Origin of the sequence: Maribacter sp. IgM3_T14_3, from assembly GCF_049603095.1 — a bacterium.
Lineage (GTDB): Bacteria > Bacteroidota > Bacteroidia > Flavobacteriales > Flavobacteriaceae > Maribacter.
Genome location: NZ_CP187138.1, coordinates 2,611,203 through 2,627,715 on the forward strand (window position 1 = coordinate 2,611,203; position 16,513 = coordinate 2,627,715).

Below are 16,513 nucleotides of genomic sequence, written 5' to 3' on the forward strand. Positions count from 1 at the left end.
TTATGGTGTAAAAATACAAAAGCATCCTGATACAAGTACCAGGATGCTCTATTGTAAAATTTGAATTATAAAGACTATTCTTCAGTAGCTCCTTCAGAACCACCTTCGGCTCCTTCTTCTCCTTCTTCATCTTCATCATCAGTAACAACAGCTGTACGAGCAGTTTTCACCTGAACAACAACCTGACTTTCTGGATGTAAAATTGTGAAATCATCACTTAGTAATGACCCTACAGAAATAAGTTGACCGATTTTCAATTTTGAAATATCGATATCAAAGAAATCTGGTAATTTAGAAGGTAATGCTTTGATAGAAAGTTTACGTTTTCTAAATAGTAAACGACCACCATTACGAACACCTGGAGAATTTCCTTCTAATCTAACAGGAATATCCATAGTTACCATTTTATCATCGAACAATTGATAGAAATCAATGTGAATGATTTTGTCCGTTACCGGGTGAAACTGAATATCTTGCATAACTGCTTTAAGAGAAGCTCCACCATCTAATTCAATTGCAACTGTGTGTGCATTTGCAGTGTAAACCAAGTCTCTGAACGCAAGTTCATCTGCTGAAAAGTGAAATGGTTTATCCCCTCCGTATACTACGCAAGGAACCTTTCCAGCATTACGTAGGGCCTTCGTTGCCTTTTTGCCCACGCTTTCTCTTTCTGATCCTTTAATTGTAATTGACTTCATTATATGTATTAAAAATTAATATTCTTGTTTTGGCTTCTAACTTACATTAAGAACTTAGAAGAAATAGAGTTATTGTTGTGTACCTTATCCATTACATCAGCAAATAGATTGGCACAACTTAATACTCTTACTTTATCACTCTTGATTTCTATTGGAATAGAATCGGTAATAATCAATTCTGTTAATTTCGACTTCTCGATTTTCTCGTATGCATCACCCGATAAAAGACCATGTGTAGTAATTGCCCTAACACTTAATGCACCACGCTCCATCATTAAATCGGCGGCTTTTGTTAATGTACCGGCAGTATCTACCATATCATCAACAAGAACAACATTTTTGCCTTGTACATCACCAATAAGCTCCATATGAGATATGATGTTCGCTTTCGCTCTTTGCTTATAACATACAACAACGTCGCAGTCTAATGCTTTTGAATAGGCATAAGCTCTTTTTGAACCGCCCATATCTGGCGATGCAATGGTAAGGTCCTGTAAGCCTAAGTTTTTTAAGTATGGTAAAAATAAAGTAGATGCAAAAAGATGATCAACAGGTTTTTCAAAAAATCCTTGAATTTGATCGGCATGCAGATCCATAGTTATTATTCTAGTTGCACCTGCTGTTTCTAGCATTTTGGCAACTAGCTTTGCTGCTATTGGTACTCTAGGTTTATCTTTTCTATCTTGTCTTGCCCAACCGAAATAAGGCATTACCGCTGTTATATGACGTGCCGATGCTCTTTTTGCAGCATCGATCATCAATAACATTTCCATCAAGTTCTCAGGACCAGGGTGCGTAGAACCGATAATAAATATTCGTGTTCCACGAATAGATTCTTCGAAAGATGGCTGAAACTCCCCATCACTATAACGTGAAAAAGATATCTTGCCCAGTTCCATACCATATGCTTTAGCGATTTTCTCGCCTAAGATTTTACTTTGTGTGCAAGCAAATATTTTCGGTTGTGGAACTTGGTATGGCATGTCTTTCTTATTGTTTTCCAAACAGTTGCTTCTATAAAATATTGAAACCCTTGTTTTTAAGGAGGTGCAAATTTAAAAATTAAATTTGGTTGCTAACGTATAAATCTTGATATTTTTGGTGATAGAAAGAAAATAATTATTTAGTTTTGCAGTCTTGTTTTCACGGGATGTCGTTTTTAAATGACAAATTTGCTCGAGTGGCGGAACTGGTAGACGCGCTGGATTCAAAATCCAGATTTGAAATTTAATGCCTCGGTGGCGGAACTGGTAGACGCGCCGGATTCAAAATCCGGTTCTAACGAGTGCGGGTTCGATTCCCGCCCGAGGTACAAGAAAAAAGCTTAGATGAAAATCTAGGCTTTTTTTATGTTCTAAAACAGCACTTTTTGACCTCGGGTACAACATAGGTACAACATTTGAGTATTTTTTTAAACTAAATCTATTTTAGCACTAAATACTATTATTTCGATTCAGTATAAATGAATTAAACCAATTAAAACCAATTTATATGATGAACATAAATTAAAAAAGGCTTACAAATTATATGATTAGCAAGGCTTTGGTCTCGGATGGTCTCCGATTAAGTGACCTGGCTGGGGTTTGAACCTAATGTTATCAGCCCAGTGAGAGTCGATGCTTTGCTAATTATCACTCATCTTGTTGACGATTTGTGAACTTATATGATTTAATTATGCCAAAATAACTTTCGTGTTACGAATATAAGGCTTTTGAAATTTTAATCATATGATAATACTACAAGTGGAGTGTCTACCTTTGATGTGACAATTTCTTAGGATTTAGCTTTCAGCCGATAAGGTTTAAATTGAAAAAGGGCGGAAGATTCCTTCAGTTTGATTGTAAAATGAGCAGAAAGTCCAAAATTCGAATCACGGGAGAACTCCGTAAACTTGCTTTCCATAACAAAACTCAACGTGGAATACAGGATTTAGCAAATCTGCTGAACCCTAAGATTCGTGGTTGGATTCAGTATTATGGAAAGATAAGTCGTAGGAGCCTACAACCTGTGTTCTATTACCTACATAATCGTATGACCAGGTGGATACTGAACAAGTATAAACGCTTCAAAGGAAGCAAAATCAAAGCCGTAAAGTGGCTTAGGTTTATTACAAAGTCATATCCAAATATGTTCTATCATTGGGAACTGGGATACAAACTAGTCTAAATCATTTAGGCTTTACCGATTGTATAACAAGAGCCGTATGAATTGAGAGGTTCACGTACGGTTCTGTGAGAGGTTTAGGGGTGAAATCCCCTTTACCTACTCGACTGGCAACAGTTTTGCTGCGCTATGATTCAGATTTCTACTTTTATTCAAACTTTATCCATTCCGTTTTTCCGTCAGAGTAAATTCCATCTGCACACAGTTTTTAAATTCCGTTTGGAACATTGTAAATTATTCGAATTAGCTTCAATTTATATTTCTTTTTTAACTGAGTACCGAAGCTACAGGTAGTACATTTATATTTTAGTAATAAATTTCTATCACATTGTTGTTTTCAACTGCCTTTATTTCAGTTGTTTATAATTAGATTCTTGCTGTTATTTGTCAATATTGGAAGTATCTCCTTTAATTGTAAATATTCTTTTACAGACGGTTTAATTTGGATTTCTATTTCTCCATTTTTAAGCTTTAGTTCAAAACTATTTTTTGATAAAGCCATTTCATAATCAGTTAGTTTACCAGCAAAATTTTCATCTTGAGTTTCATAGTAAATATAATCATTGTCAAAATCATCCTCCGCATATGAGCGCTGTAATAATAAATATCTGCCAATAGATTCTATTATTTCGTCAACGGACATATTTTCAGATTCTGCTCCTAAATCTTCTTTTTCAGAAAATGTCACTTCGGAACAAAATTCATTAGCGTTTATGCTTATTTTAATGCAATTAAGTTTCATAATTAATTAAAATTTCTCACTTGTAGATTAAAGTACTCATTTTCATATCGTTTAAGATATTAATTATTTGTAATTTTTTTCGATTTTACCATTTTTTAAATTGTTGCCAACGGGAGTTTGCGCAGCAACTCCATTTCGAATAAAAATAAATGATTTGTTTTGATTTATAGGACCCTAAGCGAAGGTTTTATAGCCGGTTCTTTTGTGGTAAACTAAATTTCCAAGAAAAGGAAAGTCGCCCAAAATGGCTGAAATGGCTCCGAATAGGGCAAAAAATATGTCGACAAGCCTTTTGAGCCTGTCCTTCAACACTTTTGGGTCAAGAATGGACACAAGTCTGCTAAGGTTGTAGCATATCATGATCAGGTTTACCTCGGAGAGCACGTTCTGTTTTCCTTTCATCAATGTATGGGTGAAGCCCCATTGTCTTTTGATGGTCCCGAACTGGTGCTCGGTGATCTGTTGCCTGAGCCTATAATATTCCGGATTTTCCTCCACTCTTTTCTGGTTTTCCTCCAAGGCCTCCTGATAAATGGAGCGCTCTATGAAGCGTCCGTTCTTGTTCGTGGTACAAAGGTGCCTTACGGGGCAGACCTTGCAGGCCTGTCGGTTCTTGTAATGCTTGACCTTGTGGCCCGCCTTATTGTAAACGGTTCCATTGGTCACCAATATCTGTCCGTCGGGACAGGTATAGGTATCCATTTCCCTGTCGTATTTAAAATCGACCATGGGATAAAGGCCGTTGTGTTGGGAAGAATGCTCCTTTGGGGATGAGTAAGTTGTTATCCCGTTCTTGGTGCAGATGTCCAGGTGTTTGCCCGTGGTGTACCCTTTATCGGTAAGTGTCCTCATTTTTTCCACGCCCAAAAGTTGCTTTGCATCGAGTGCCATGGGCGAAAGTGCGTGTGTATCGTTTACGGTGCCCGTGTCGTTGTTGACGAAGAGTTTGTATTTTGCATCACACCCTGCCTGCACGTTATAGCCCACATTGATTATGTTGCGGTGCAGTACTACCGATCTGGCATCGGGATCGGTAAGGCTGATCTGTCGTTCCCCACTGGTGCGCAGCTCTTCCCCGATGTTGCGGTATCTTTCCTTCTTCGATTCCTGGTAGGCAATTTTGTCCTGTATTTTTTCGGTATCCGAATCTCCGTCCTCGGCATCAAGTTGTTGTTGGTATTCCAGTATCTTGTTGTCTATGTACTCGATATGGCGGTCGATCTTGTTCTGGTTGAAGTTGTTCTTCAGGGCGTTCTGGGCCCTTATCTTGAAGGAGTCGATGGCAATGGTCTCGCCTTCGATTAGTTCCCAATCCTTGAGCAGCACCACAAAATACCTGAATGCCCCTTTGAAGGCTTTTGGGTTACGCTTTCTGAAATAGGCTATTTTCCTTGCGGACGGCCTTAGTCCCTTCAGGAGCCATATGACCTCGAGGTTTACCTTGCAGGCATGTTCCAATTGGCGGGAGGAGCGCAGTTTGTTCTTGTAGCCGTAGAGATAGAGTTTGAGCATGTCCGAGGAACGATATGGTGGCCTGCCCTCGTTGTTCAGCACGTCCCTGAACCCCAGGTCGCCCATTGGGAGGATATCCACGAACATATCGACGATCCTTGCCCACGAATCGGGACCCAGGCAGGATTCGAAATCCATCATTACGAGTTGGTCCCTGTCAAAACCTGTTATAAAATCCATACCATTAAGATAATCAATATCAATACGATATGGTATTGGCCGTGCTAAAGGAAATCAACAAAGTTATTAAGAAAGGGTAGGTTTTTGCGCAGTCTGACGGCTCGTATATGAAAAGTAGCGCTGTTAATAAGCGATAATTTTTCGGATGATACACAAGCCAAATTTTTAAATTTTACTAATTATTTTATTTTTGGCAATTCGTCAAATTTAAAAATTTGGCGACTTTCCAAAAATGCCCAAGCCTTCGTATTAGCAATCACTTGCGCTATTTTTTATATACAACTTTGTTATCTGCTTTTATTCCGCTGAAATCTTTTTAAATCCTTTCAATAAAATCCAAAATGCTAGTATTAATTCGACAATTCCAATAGGTGCAAACAAGAAAAAACCTCCAAAATTTAAGTTGAATAAATGATTAATAATATTTGTAAAAGCCAATAGCGTTGCGATTAATCCACCAATAGAAATAATTTTTGGTACTAAATTCGATTTAAAAAGCAAGTAGTAGAATATTACACAATGTATTACAAATACTAACATATATATAATACCAATCCATTCCAACTCTTGAAGCATTGAATCAGCCAATAATTGTGAGAGTGGTAACTCCTCGAATTTAATATTTTTAACGAGTTGACTGTACTCGAAGAGACTCAACTGTTTTGTGATACTGAAAACAATAATTCCAAATTCAACAAACCTTAATCCTAAATAACCTAGCGATAACTTATTTCCGAATTCCCTTAAAATCGAGAACATATGGACTGCAAAAGCAATCATTGCAGTAATACTTATAAATTGCAATAATACCGCTATTCCGATTCTAGTTCTGTTGGAACTCAGTACTTCAAGATAATTTGGAACGTAAAAAAGTCCATCTAATATTACCATTTGTGCTATTACGTATGGTATCAAATTGACTAGAAATAGTAGTCCTGCAATTTTTCCTAAATCTTTATACGATTTCATTTTTTCAGATATAACAATATATAATCATAGACGCAAATTTTTTATAAATGGTTGCCTAGTCCATTAATTTTTTTAGGGTTTTTCATAATTGCAGATAACGTGATTGTATATGGTTTGTTGCGTGTTTTAAGCACCTAATTTAGCAAATAAAAACCGAATAGAAAATCCGCGAGGATTTTCATAAGTAGGCTAGAACTAGCAATAAATTATATACGGCTTAAGTTTGATTCTCAGTAAATTGTTTATATAATTAGAAAGAACAAAAGAGAGAATTAAGGTTACTATATACGGTGAAGCTTCAGACTTCGACAACATTGATAATCCTCTCTCTTTTACTACTTAAATCACGTTCAGTTCTGTGAGACTTTAGATCTCGTTTTCAAGTTGTTGTGAGCAGAAGTAGCCGGTTCTTTCATAAAACATTTCTTATGAATAAATATAAAGAAACTTTTGGAGTTGACATTAGTAAAGATGTCTTTGATGTACATGGTAGTAACAAAGGTCACGACCAGTATAAGAACGATGAAACGGGGTTCAAGAAATACCTTAAGGAATTACCCAAAGGTTCATTGGTCGTTATGGAAGCTACCGGTTATTATCATTACAGACTTGCACAGTTTCTTTACAAAAATGGAGTAATAGTTTCAGTAGTAAACCCATTATCTATAAAGCGGTTCATTCAAATGAAACTTGCCAAGGTAAAAACGGACAAGAGCGATGCCAAGGCTATATGTGAATATGCCCTTATCAACGAGGTTCCTATTTACAATGCTTTGACGGATACCCAGAGTGAGTGTCTACAGTTGTTCCGGTTATTGGATACCTATTTAAAGCAACGAACGGCAACCAAAAACAAGATACATGGTGAAGCAGTTTTAGGTATACCCTCAAAGTTTGTTTATCGTTCCTTGATACGTAACAAGAAACAGCTCAATAAAGAGGTAGCCGCTATCGAATCAAAGATTTTGTCATTGGTGAAAGAGGATCAACAAGAACAATTGACCTTATTGATGTCAATACCAGGTATAGGGCAGAAGACCGCCTTGTTCCTGATAGTTGTAACGGATGGTTTTAGCAAATTCGAAACAGCATCACAGCTTTGTAGTTACGTTGGTATTACCCCAACGATACGAGAGTCGGGGAGCAGTGTAAGAGGTCGTGCGCGAATAAGTAAGGTCGGTAATAGAAAGCTTCGCAATCTATTGTTTCTATGTTCTTTTAATGCGTGTAAACACAACAAGGCTTGCAAAGAGGTATATGAGCGAATCGTGAACAAAGGAAAGAGTAAGAAACTAGCATTGATAGCAGTTGCTAACAAACTACTCAAACAGTCTTTTGCTATTGCAAAATCTGGTAGACCATATGATGAAACTTACGTTTCCATACTGCCAAGATAAATAGAAGATAGATTGAATAAAAAAAGCTCAAAGAATCTGTTTTTTGAATCTATGAGCGTGGAATAATAATGTCTCAAATTAAGGAAGAATTTGTTTGTTTTTTACCTCAGTTCTTTGTTAGCCACAGTTTTTATTCCTGTTTTATTATTTCAATTAGTTTGTTCAGTTGATAATCTTCTTTCAAGAATATCTGGTCTAAATTCCGTTCAATTATTATATCTGGTTTTGTTCCAATACCATCTAAAATTTGACCGTCTTTTTGGAAAGAAACCATTGTGCTTATTTTGCCACGAAATTCTGTATTTGATAATTCAAAACGTTCGCTATTACCGCTCGAACCATCCGTATTTACTCCCACAATTTTAATGTTTGGTAAATCTTTAAATACAGAAACGAAAACAGATGCAGCACTAAAACTTCTTTCATTGGTTAAAATATAAATAGGCTTGTCATAATGGTATTTGTTTTTTGCGAGTTTTTGCCCATTTAATATGTAATAATGATAATCGCTGAACTTATTGTCGTCTAAATTATACATTGGATTAAAAGAATTCATAAAACTGTCAACTGCTTTCTGTTCTCTTATATCTAACTCGTTTCTTGAATACAAAAAACGATAATGTAAATATTCTTTTAATTCTTCATTGAGAGGTAATTTTCCTCTTTGTCTTGTAGCGTTAACGACATATACCGAATTAGGGTTTATAAAGTATCCAGCTAATTCTTGTATTAAATCACGAGTTCCACCTCCATTATCTCGCACATCTATAATCAAAGCGTCGGTTTGCTTTGCACTTTTCATAAAATCATTTAGAAATTCAAAGAATACAGGACTATCTTCTTTGTCTAACATATCGACAAGTTGTATATATCCAATATTATCTTTTATGCTAAAAAAACCTTTTATGATTTCCTTGTCGTTAGACTGTCCATCTTGCAAAAAGAAGTTCTCTTTATAAAATCGTTCATCCCATAATTTCGCTTTGTTTTTACTATCTACCAGCTCGACAATTACTTCTTTATCCATTCCTTTATCATTTGTAAGAGTTATTGGCAATGGATTTGGTAACTCAAAGTTCAAAGCTTTGAAAATTATTTCTATATCTCTTAACTCTCTAACTGCTCGAAGTTCATAAGATTTTTTTGGGGCGAGAATATCTGCGGGAAGGACTTGCGATAATATTTTTTCGATGGGTATATTATTAATGGACTTGAGATAAGGGAAATCTTTATTCCAATAAGCGTATTTTTCCGTGTCGTTATTAAAATCGACTACTAAAACTTTATCGTTTAATGGCGCAAACGCAATTGGGAAATACAACGAATTTCTCAAACGCTCTCCTTCAATATATGAATGTCTATCGCCAATTTTTCCAATAACTTTCGATAAAAACAGTTCAAAATCATATTTTGTAACTGATTGCTCTTTAAAATTTGCAGAAAAATTATCAAATTCCTTTTTGTATTCAAATCCGTTTATTCCTTGATATGAAGATGTATTTTGAAGAATTTCATCAAGTTGCGACAAATCGTTTTCAATTTGGTTTTTAGTTAAATATTCAGTTTCATTTTGTGCGTTTAAATTGAAGCATATAAACGCAATTATTCCAAGAAGTTTTATTTTTTTCATTTTCTGATTAAATTTGATTGATGAATTTATATATCTGACTTTAATGTTCAATTTGTGTTACGATTTTTTTTAAATTGTTGCCAACGGGAGTTTGCGCAGCAACTCCATTTCGAATAAAAATAAATGATTTGTTTTGATTTATAGGACCCTAAGCGAAGGTTTTATAGCCGGTTCTTTTGTGGTAAACTAAATTTCCAAGAAAAGCAAAGTCGCCCAAAATGGCTGAAATGGCTCCGAATAGGGCAAAAAATATGTCGACAAGCCTTTTGAGCCTGTCCTTCAACACTTTTGGGTCAAGAATGGACACAAGTCTGCTAAGGTTGTAGCATATCATGATCAGGTTTACCTCGGAGAGCACGTTCTGTTTTCCTTTCATCAATGTATGGGTGAAGCCCCATTGTCTTTTGATGGTCCCGAACTGGTGCTCGGTGATCTGTTGCCTGAGCCTATAATATTCCGGATTTTCCTCCACTCTTTTCTGGTTTTCCTCCAAGGCCTCCTGATAAATGGAGCGCTCTATGAAGCGTCCGTTCTTGTTCGTGGTACAAAGGTGCCTTACGGGGCAGACCTTGCAGGCCTGTCGGTTCTTGTAATGCTTGACCTTGTGGCCCGCCTTATTGTAAACGGTTCCATTGGTCACCAATATCTGTCCGTCGGGACAGGTATAGGTATCCATTTCCCTGTCGTATTTAAAATCGACCATGGGATAAAGGCCGTTGTGTTGGGAAGAATGCTCCTTTGGGGATGAGTAAGTTGTTATCCCGTTCTTGGTGCAGATGTCCAGGTGTTTGCCCGTGGTGTACCCTTTATCGGTAAGTGTCCTCATTTTTTCCACGCCCAAAAGTTGCTTTGCATCGAGTGCCATGGGCGAAAGTGCGTGTGTATCGTTTACGGTGCCCGTGTCGTTGTTGACGAAGAGTTTGTATTTTGCATCACACCCTGCCTGCACGTTATAGCCCACATTGATTATGTTGCGGTGCAGTACTACCGATCTGGCATCGGGATCGGTAAGGCTGATCTGTCGTTCCCCACTGGTGCGCAGCTCTTCCCCGATGTTGCGGTATCTTTCCTTCTTCGATTCCTGGTAGGCAATTTTGTCCTGTATTTTTTCGGTATCCGAATCTCCGTCCTCGGCATCAAGTTGTTGTTGGTATTCCAGTATCTTGTTGTCTATGTACTCGATATGGCGGTCGATCTTGTTCTGGTTGAAGTTGTTCTTCAGGGCGTTCTGGGCCCTTATCTTGAAGGAGTCGATGGCAATGGTCTCGCCTTCGATTAGTTCCCAATCCTTGAGCAGCACCACAAAATACCTGAATGCCCCTTTGAAGGCTTTTGGGTTACGCTTTCTGAAATAGGCTATTTTCCTTGCGGACGGCCTTAGTCCCTTCAGGAGCCATATGACCTCGAGGTTTACCTTGCAGGCATGTTCCAATTGGCGGGAGGAGCGCAGTTTGTTCTTGTAGCCGTAGAGATAGAGTTTGAGCATGTCCGAGGAACGATATGGTGGCCTGCCCTCGTTGTTCAGCACGTCCCTGAACCCCAGGTCGCCCATTGGGAGGATATCCACGAACATATCGACGATCCTTGCCCACGAATCGGGACCCAGGCAGGATTCGAAATCCATCATTACGAGTTGGTCCCTGTCAAAACCTGTTATAAAATCCATACCATTAAGATAATCAATATCAATACGTTATGGTATTGGCCGTGCTAAAGGAAATCAACAAAGTTATTAAGAAAGGGTAGGTTTTTGCGCAGTCTGACGGTTCGGCTATGATTAGTGCGGTGCAGAAATCCGACGGATTTCCAGCTACGCGCTAAGCAAAAGCTTTTGGTTTTGTTTTTTCTTTTTTTGTCGAAAGCAAAATCCCAAAGATTTTGCGACCTCATAAATATACACAGACCTTGGCGTAAAGACCGAAGTCCGTATTAATTATAGGCATTGTTGTCATTAGTAGCGATCCACAAGAGTAATCACGCTCGATAACGCATCGATTGAGTTCCGCCGCAAACTTTTTACGTCCTAAATTTCACCGGAGTAAAGTCCATTTACACAAACTTATTAGAAAGTTTACCTGTATAATAGTTGAGATAGAGTAAAGTCTATTCGTATAAAAATACGGTTTTAAATAAGTAGCGAATCCATTTGATGAGCTATTTTTACTAAAAACTAGATAGCTTAATTTATTATATCCCTATATAAGTTTCTAAATTAATTATCGCTTGAATTGCCTTTAGTTTTTATATTTTGCAGGGGCGTATTCATCCAATAATCGTTAAAATTATCAGGATTAATCATGGGTTGGTCTTTAAAAATAGGCTTTCGCTTTTCCATTAATAGACTATCCACTGGCCTTTTTACATTCGTTTTTACTTCTTGCACAAAAAATTCCCGAAATTGATCGTAGTCTCTAGAAGTCCATTCGTTAATTAAATTGCCGTCCATATCCCTTATATTGGATACTTTCACGCTTAACAATAAAGAATCGACAGGTCCTTTCCTGGCAGCCACAGATATTGACCTAAACATTTCCTCCGCCTTATAGGGGTACATCTTGGGGTATAAGAACACAGTTTTTCTGTTTTCATCACTATTATCAAGTACAATTTTTGTAAGATCTATTTGTTTTTCCTTGTATTTAAAGATATAGTTATCCTTGTCCAAAGCAGCTTCCAAATCGGGCGTTAGATTAAAAGAAATTATAAAACGCTGTTGATTAATGTCTACAGTTGTGTATTCCAAAACGAACTTTGGTGGATCCCAAAGTTGAAAAGTATTATGAAAAGAAATATAATTGAGGAACAACTTGTCATTTTCAGGGCGATATTCAGTGATAATCTCAAAAATCAGTTGGTTATTTGTTTTATGCTTGTTGATAATACCATTTGGCAGCTTTTTCGTGCGGTCATATACAATATACTCCATCTTATGGATGGCGAAATTTCTTTTTGAAATGTACATTGTGCCGTACGCACTATAGTCCAAAAGTAGTTTCTCGAACTTAACAGTATAAAGGGGTTCGTCAGCTAGATAAGTATCGGACTCTTTTTTGAACTTGTGTTCAGAAAGCAGGTCGGATTTAAGGCGATGTACGAAAGAGTAAGAATCGATTTTATAATTACGCAAAGCATCATGAACCCTTAAAATTGTAAATTCATTACCGCCATAGGACGCTAAAAAAGCCTTATCGATAACCTTTCGACCTTCTTTGAATTGATATTCGTACGACCGCAATGCCAGAGTATCCCGTTTAAAATCGGTATTTTCTAGATAGTCGAAAATCTTAACTTTGGTCGTAACGGAATCTATGGCATCAAAGCCTTCATCAAATACTTCCAATATGGCCTCATTGAGATTTACATATCGTAAACTGTCCAATTGGTAATCACGATAATAACCGATGGTAGAAAAAGATTCGACCGGGTAATTTTCAGGTATCGAACTTATGGCCCTACGTACTATTTGTCTTGCCGTAAGTTTCTTTTTCTTTTTCTTTCGGGCGGTTACTACGGCTTCTTCCAATTCTAATGTTGCCGGTTTCAGTCTCACATCGTTTAACTCGTAGACAGAAAAAGATTGAATCGAGATTTCTTTCGTCTGATATCCCATAGAGGATATCTCAATAATATCACCGTACTCCTTATACTTTAAAGGAATTTTGAAACTTCCATCCGTGTTTGAAATAATACCTAAAGCTCGATCCTTTATTCGAATACTGGCAAAGGCGATAGGCTCTTGTGTTTTGGAATCCATTAGCTTACCAATAATATATTCAGGCTGTTGGGATAAAACTGAATTTGATACTAGAAGTAGCAAAAGAAAAAACAAAAGAGTTGGCAATCTTTTTCGCATGGTTAGAAAGATGTAGGTTGTGGTGTTCTTCTCTTATTTAAATCAACCCTGTAACATCGGGGCCAAAAATTGTTTGGTATCATAAAAATACGCAGACCTTGGGATCTAAAATTTTATTTCGCTTCGAGTAAAGTCCATTTGCGCAAACCTGCCCAGAAATCTCAATATTTTTTAAGTACAATTTTCAATTCCTGCGGAAACTTTAAATTGAACACCAAAAAAATTACCGCTTTTAGCCCGTTCTACTCGATTTATATTTTTTTTCGAGCTATTAATGACAACGCCTGAGCTAAGCGTAGTGCGGAGGCAAGGAAATTTTTCGTTTCCGTCTGCGCACGAAGCTAAAGCTTATTGTTTAGTTTTATTTTTTCTTGTCCAAAGCTAAATCCATAAGATTTAGCGACTTCATAAATATACACAGACCTTTCGTTTATGCCCTAAAGTCCGCATTACGTTTAGGTTGTGTTGGCAACAGTTATTCTCCGTTCGAGTAAGACGTTTCCAATACGTTTCTTTATTCCGACCGAGTTGGAAGTCCATCTGCACTCAGATTGCGTTTGAGTAAGAAGTCCATTCGCATTTTCTATTCCGATACAGGTTTCAAAGAATCTAATATTGGTAATTCCGTAACTTCCGATTCTCCATTTACTGTATAAAATTCAAGTTCCGTCGGCATTTTTTCGTTTCCGAATAAAGAAACTCCGATTAAGTCTCCATTCTTACCTTTCCCAAAATAATCAATTATTAATTTACCTTTTTCAGTTTTAGATTCAAGAGTTTTTCCGAACATAATCGTCGGACATTTTCCGCAACCGCATCTAGCAATTACTTTTAAATCCGCAATCAAATTATTCCAGTTCGCTTTTTCCTTTGCGAACAAATATTCGAGCAATTCCTTTTCGGGTTTTGTCAATTCTCTCTTGTCTGGAATACTGTATTTCATAATTGTTGCCAACGGGAGTTTGCGCAGCAACTCCATTTCGAATAAAAATAAATGATTTGTTTTGATTTATAGGACCCTAAGCGAAGGTTTTATAGCCGGTTCTTTTGTGGTAAACTAAATTTCCAAGAAAAGGAAAGTCGCCCAAAATGGCTGAAATGGCTCCGAATAGGGCAAAAAATATGTCGACAAGCCTTTTGAGCCTGTCCTTCAACACTTTTGGGTCAAGAATGGACACAAGTCTGCTAAGGTTGTAGCATATCATGATCAGGTTTACCTCGGAGAGCACGTTCTGTTTTCCTTTCATCAATGTATGGGTGAAGCCCCATTGTCTTTTGATGGTCCCGAACTGGTGCTCGGTGATCTGTTGCCTGAGCCTATAATATTCCGGATTTTCCTCCACTCTTTTCTGGTTTTCCTCCAAGGCCTCCTGATAAATGGAGCGCTCTATGAAGCGTCCGTTCTTGTTCGTGGTACAAAGGTGCCTTACGGGGCAGACCTTGCAGGCCTGTCGGTTCTTGTAATGCTTGACCTTGTGGCCCGCCTTATTGTAAACGGTTCCATTGGTCACCAATATCTGTCCGTCGGGACAGGTATAGGTATCCATTTCCCTGTCGTATTTAAAATCGACCATGGGATAAAGGCCGTTGTGTTGGGAAGAATGCTCCTTTGGGGATGAGTAAGTTGTTATCCCGTTCTTGGTGCAGATGTCCAGGTGTTTGCCCGTGGTGTACCCTTTATCGGTAAGTGTCCTCATTTTTTCCACGCCCAAAAGTTGCTTTGCATCGAGTGCCATGGGCGAAAGTGCGTGTGTATCGTTTACGGTGCCCGTGTCGTTGTTGACGAAGAGTTTGTATTTTGCATCACACCCTGCCTGCACGTTATAGCCCACATTGATTATGTTGCGGTGCAGTACTACCGATCTGGCATCGGGATCGGTAAGGCTGATCTGTCGTTCCCCACTGGTGCGCAGCTCTTCCCCGATGTTGCGGTATCTTTCCTTCTTCGATTCCTGGTAGGCAATTTTGTCCTGTATTTTTTCGGTATCCGAATCTCCGTCCTCGGCATCAAGTTGTTGTTGGTATTCCAGTATCTTGTTGTCTATGTACTCGATATGGCGGTCGATCTTGTTCTGGTTGAAGTTGTTCTTCAGGGCGTTCTGGGCCCTTATCTTGAAGGAGTCGATGGCAATGGTCTCGCCTTCGATTAGTTCCCAATCCTTGAGCAGCACCACAAAATACCTGAATGCCCCTTTGAAGGCTTTTGGGTTACGCTTTCTGAAATAGGCTATTTTCCTTGCGGACGGCCTTAGTCCCTTCAGGAGCCATATGACCTCGAGGTTTACCTTGCAGGCATGTTCCAATTGGCGGGAGGAGCGCAGTTTGTTCTTGTAGCCGTAGAGATAGAGTTTGAGCATGTCCGAGGAACGATATGGTGGCCTGCCCTCGTTGTTCAGCACGTCCCTGAACCCCAGGTCGCCCATTGGGAGGATATCCACGAACATATCGACGATCCTTGCCCACGAATCGGGACCCAGGCAGGATTCGAAATCCATCATTACGAGTTGGTCCCTGTCAAAACCTGTTATAAAATCCATACCATTAAGATAATCAATATCAATACGTTATGGTATTGGCCGTGCTAAAGGAAATCAACAAAGTTATTAAGAAAGGGTAGGTTTTTGCGCAGTCTGACGGCTCGTATATGAAAAGTAGGGCGGTTTATAAACGCCTAACTTTCAGACTAACACGAAGCCATATTTTTAATTTTCTTTTTAACTTTTCTATTGTCAAAAATACAAATTAAAAATATGGCGACCTCGCAAATAAGCCCAAGCCATTGGTCAAGAAATATTTGCCCTATTTTTTATATACATTGTTATGCCTTGTTATTTTTCGCACGCAATCTTTAAAAGTTCCATTCCTCTAGCATTCATTTTTTCCATATCTTTTTTTGCTCCAAAAAGCCACATAAAAAAGGAATCAACCAATCCAGATTTTAAATTGAAATCTTGTGTTACTTTAATCAAGTTGCCTGTTTTTTGAAAAGAGTATTCAAAAGTAGGGTTTGCTTTAAATGGTTTTTGAATATCACAATCCATTTTTATATACTCTAAAGGTCGAATTTCCGTAATTTCTTGATAGCCCAAATCCTTTCCGTTGTTACCGTCCCAATGAAACTGTGCGCCAACTTGTCCATCCGCTCCTTTAATACTTGTTTTTTGGTTAGGGTCGGCTTCATAGAATGGTGACCATTTTGTAAAGTTTTTCAAATAAAGAACGTTATCAAACGTGGTCTGTATTTCTGATTGGATATTCACGGTTTTTTGAATGTGAATATGTTGTAATTTATTTGCATTATAAAACCCAATTCCTAAAAACAGGATTAATGCTACTGCGATTATTATTAAAATCATTTTTTTCATTTTT

13 protein-coding genes and 1 tRNA gene are annotated in these 16,513 nt (G+C 37.9%); 3 read left to right on the top strand and 11 right to left on the bottom strand.

Annotation, left to right across the window (positions count from 1 at the left end; genetic code table 11):
* Positions 1–74 precede the first annotated feature (74 nt).
* A complete protein-coding gene (locus ACPF9A_RS11695) occupies positions 75–698 on the bottom strand; it encodes a 50S ribosomal protein L25/general stress protein Ctc (protein WP_423997084.1) in 624 nt (207 codons plus the stop codon).
* Between the two features lie 41 nt (positions 699–739).
* On the bottom strand, positions 740–1,681 hold the full coding sequence (locus tag ACPF9A_RS11700; RefSeq protein WP_424004465.1) for a ribose-phosphate pyrophosphokinase: 942 nt from the start codon (positions 1,679–1,681) through the stop codon (positions 740–742).
* Between the two features lie 249 nt (positions 1,682–1,930).
* On the opposite strand from ACPF9A_RS11700, the gene ACPF9A_RS11705 reads away from it, so the two are divergent.
* Both ACPF9A_RS11705 and ACPF9A_RS11710 read left to right on the top strand, forming a co-directional pair.
* A tRNA-Leu gene (locus tag ACPF9A_RS11705) sits at positions 1,931–2,010 on the top strand.
* Positions 2,011–2,543: 533 nt separating this feature from the next.
* On the top strand, positions 2,544–2,864 hold the full coding sequence (locus ACPF9A_RS11710) for a group II intron maturase-specific domain-containing protein (RefSeq protein ID WP_423997086.1): 321 nt from the start codon (positions 2,544–2,546) through the stop codon (positions 2,862–2,864).
* A 349-nt stretch (positions 2,865–3,213) separates the two neighbouring features.
* Here the strand turns inward: ACPF9A_RS11710 and ACPF9A_RS11715 are convergent, their stop codons facing one another.
* From ACPF9A_RS11715 to ACPF9A_RS11725, 3 genes are all read right to left on the bottom strand, one after another.
* Positions 3,214–3,603 (bottom strand): hypothetical protein, encoded by a 390-nt coding sequence (locus ACPF9A_RS11715; protein WP_423997088.1) that lies wholly within the window; start codon positions 3,601–3,603, stop codon positions 3,214–3,216.
* A 174-nt stretch (positions 3,604–3,777) separates the two neighbouring features.
* Positions 3,778–5,295 carry an IS1182 family transposase gene (locus tag ACPF9A_RS11720; RefSeq protein ID WP_423997090.1) on the bottom strand — a complete coding sequence of 506 codons (1,518 nt, stop codon included), beginning with the start codon at positions 5,293–5,295 and terminating at the stop codon, positions 3,778–3,780.
* 297 nt (positions 5,296–5,592) lie between these two features.
* Entirely contained in the window at positions 5,593–6,264 is a 672-nt protein-coding gene (locus ACPF9A_RS11725; protein WP_423997092.1) for a DUF4386 domain-containing protein, read from the bottom strand.
* A 428-nt stretch (positions 6,265–6,692) separates the two neighbouring features.
* Between ACPF9A_RS11725 and ACPF9A_RS11730 the strand changes: the two genes are divergently transcribed.
* Entirely contained in the window at positions 6,693–7,661 is a 969-nt protein-coding gene (locus ACPF9A_RS11730) for an IS110 family transposase (protein ID WP_423997094.1), read from the top strand.
* A 130-nt stretch (positions 7,662–7,791) separates the two neighbouring features.
* Here ACPF9A_RS11730 and ACPF9A_RS11735 read toward each other — a convergent pair whose 3' ends face one another.
* The 6 genes from ACPF9A_RS11735 to ACPF9A_RS11760 form a co-directional block, all read right to left on the bottom strand.
* A complete protein-coding gene (locus ACPF9A_RS11735; protein WP_423997096.1) occupies positions 7,792–9,291 on the bottom strand; it encodes a S41 family peptidase in 1,500 nt (499 codons plus the stop codon).
* Positions 9,292–9,439: 148 nt separating this feature from the next.
* Complete coding sequence (locus tag ACPF9A_RS11740) at positions 9,440–10,957, bottom strand: IS1182 family transposase (protein WP_423997098.1); 1,518 nt, start codon at positions 10,955–10,957, stop codon at positions 9,440–9,442.
* Between the two features lie 546 nt (positions 10,958–11,503).
* Positions 11,504–13,045, bottom strand: coding sequence for a carboxypeptidase-like regulatory domain-containing protein (locus ACPF9A_RS11745; RefSeq protein ID WP_423997100.1), 1,542 nt, complete (start codon positions 13,043–13,045; stop codon positions 11,504–11,506).
* A gap of 682 nt (positions 13,046–13,727) precedes the next feature.
* A complete protein-coding gene (locus ACPF9A_RS11750; RefSeq protein ID WP_423997102.1) occupies positions 13,728–14,087 on the bottom strand; it encodes a hypothetical protein in 360 nt (119 codons plus the stop codon).
* Positions 14,088–14,163: 76 nt separating this feature from the next.
* Positions 14,164–15,681, bottom strand: a complete 1,518-nt coding sequence (locus tag ACPF9A_RS11755) for an IS1182 family transposase (protein ID WP_423997090.1) — start codon at positions 15,679–15,681, stop codon at positions 14,164–14,166.
* Positions 15,682–15,972: 291 nt separating this feature from the next.
* Positions 15,973–16,500, bottom strand: a complete 528-nt coding sequence (locus ACPF9A_RS11760) for a hypothetical protein (protein WP_423997104.1) — start codon at positions 16,498–16,500, stop codon at positions 15,973–15,975.
* Between the last annotated feature and the right edge of the window lie 13 nt (positions 16,501–16,513).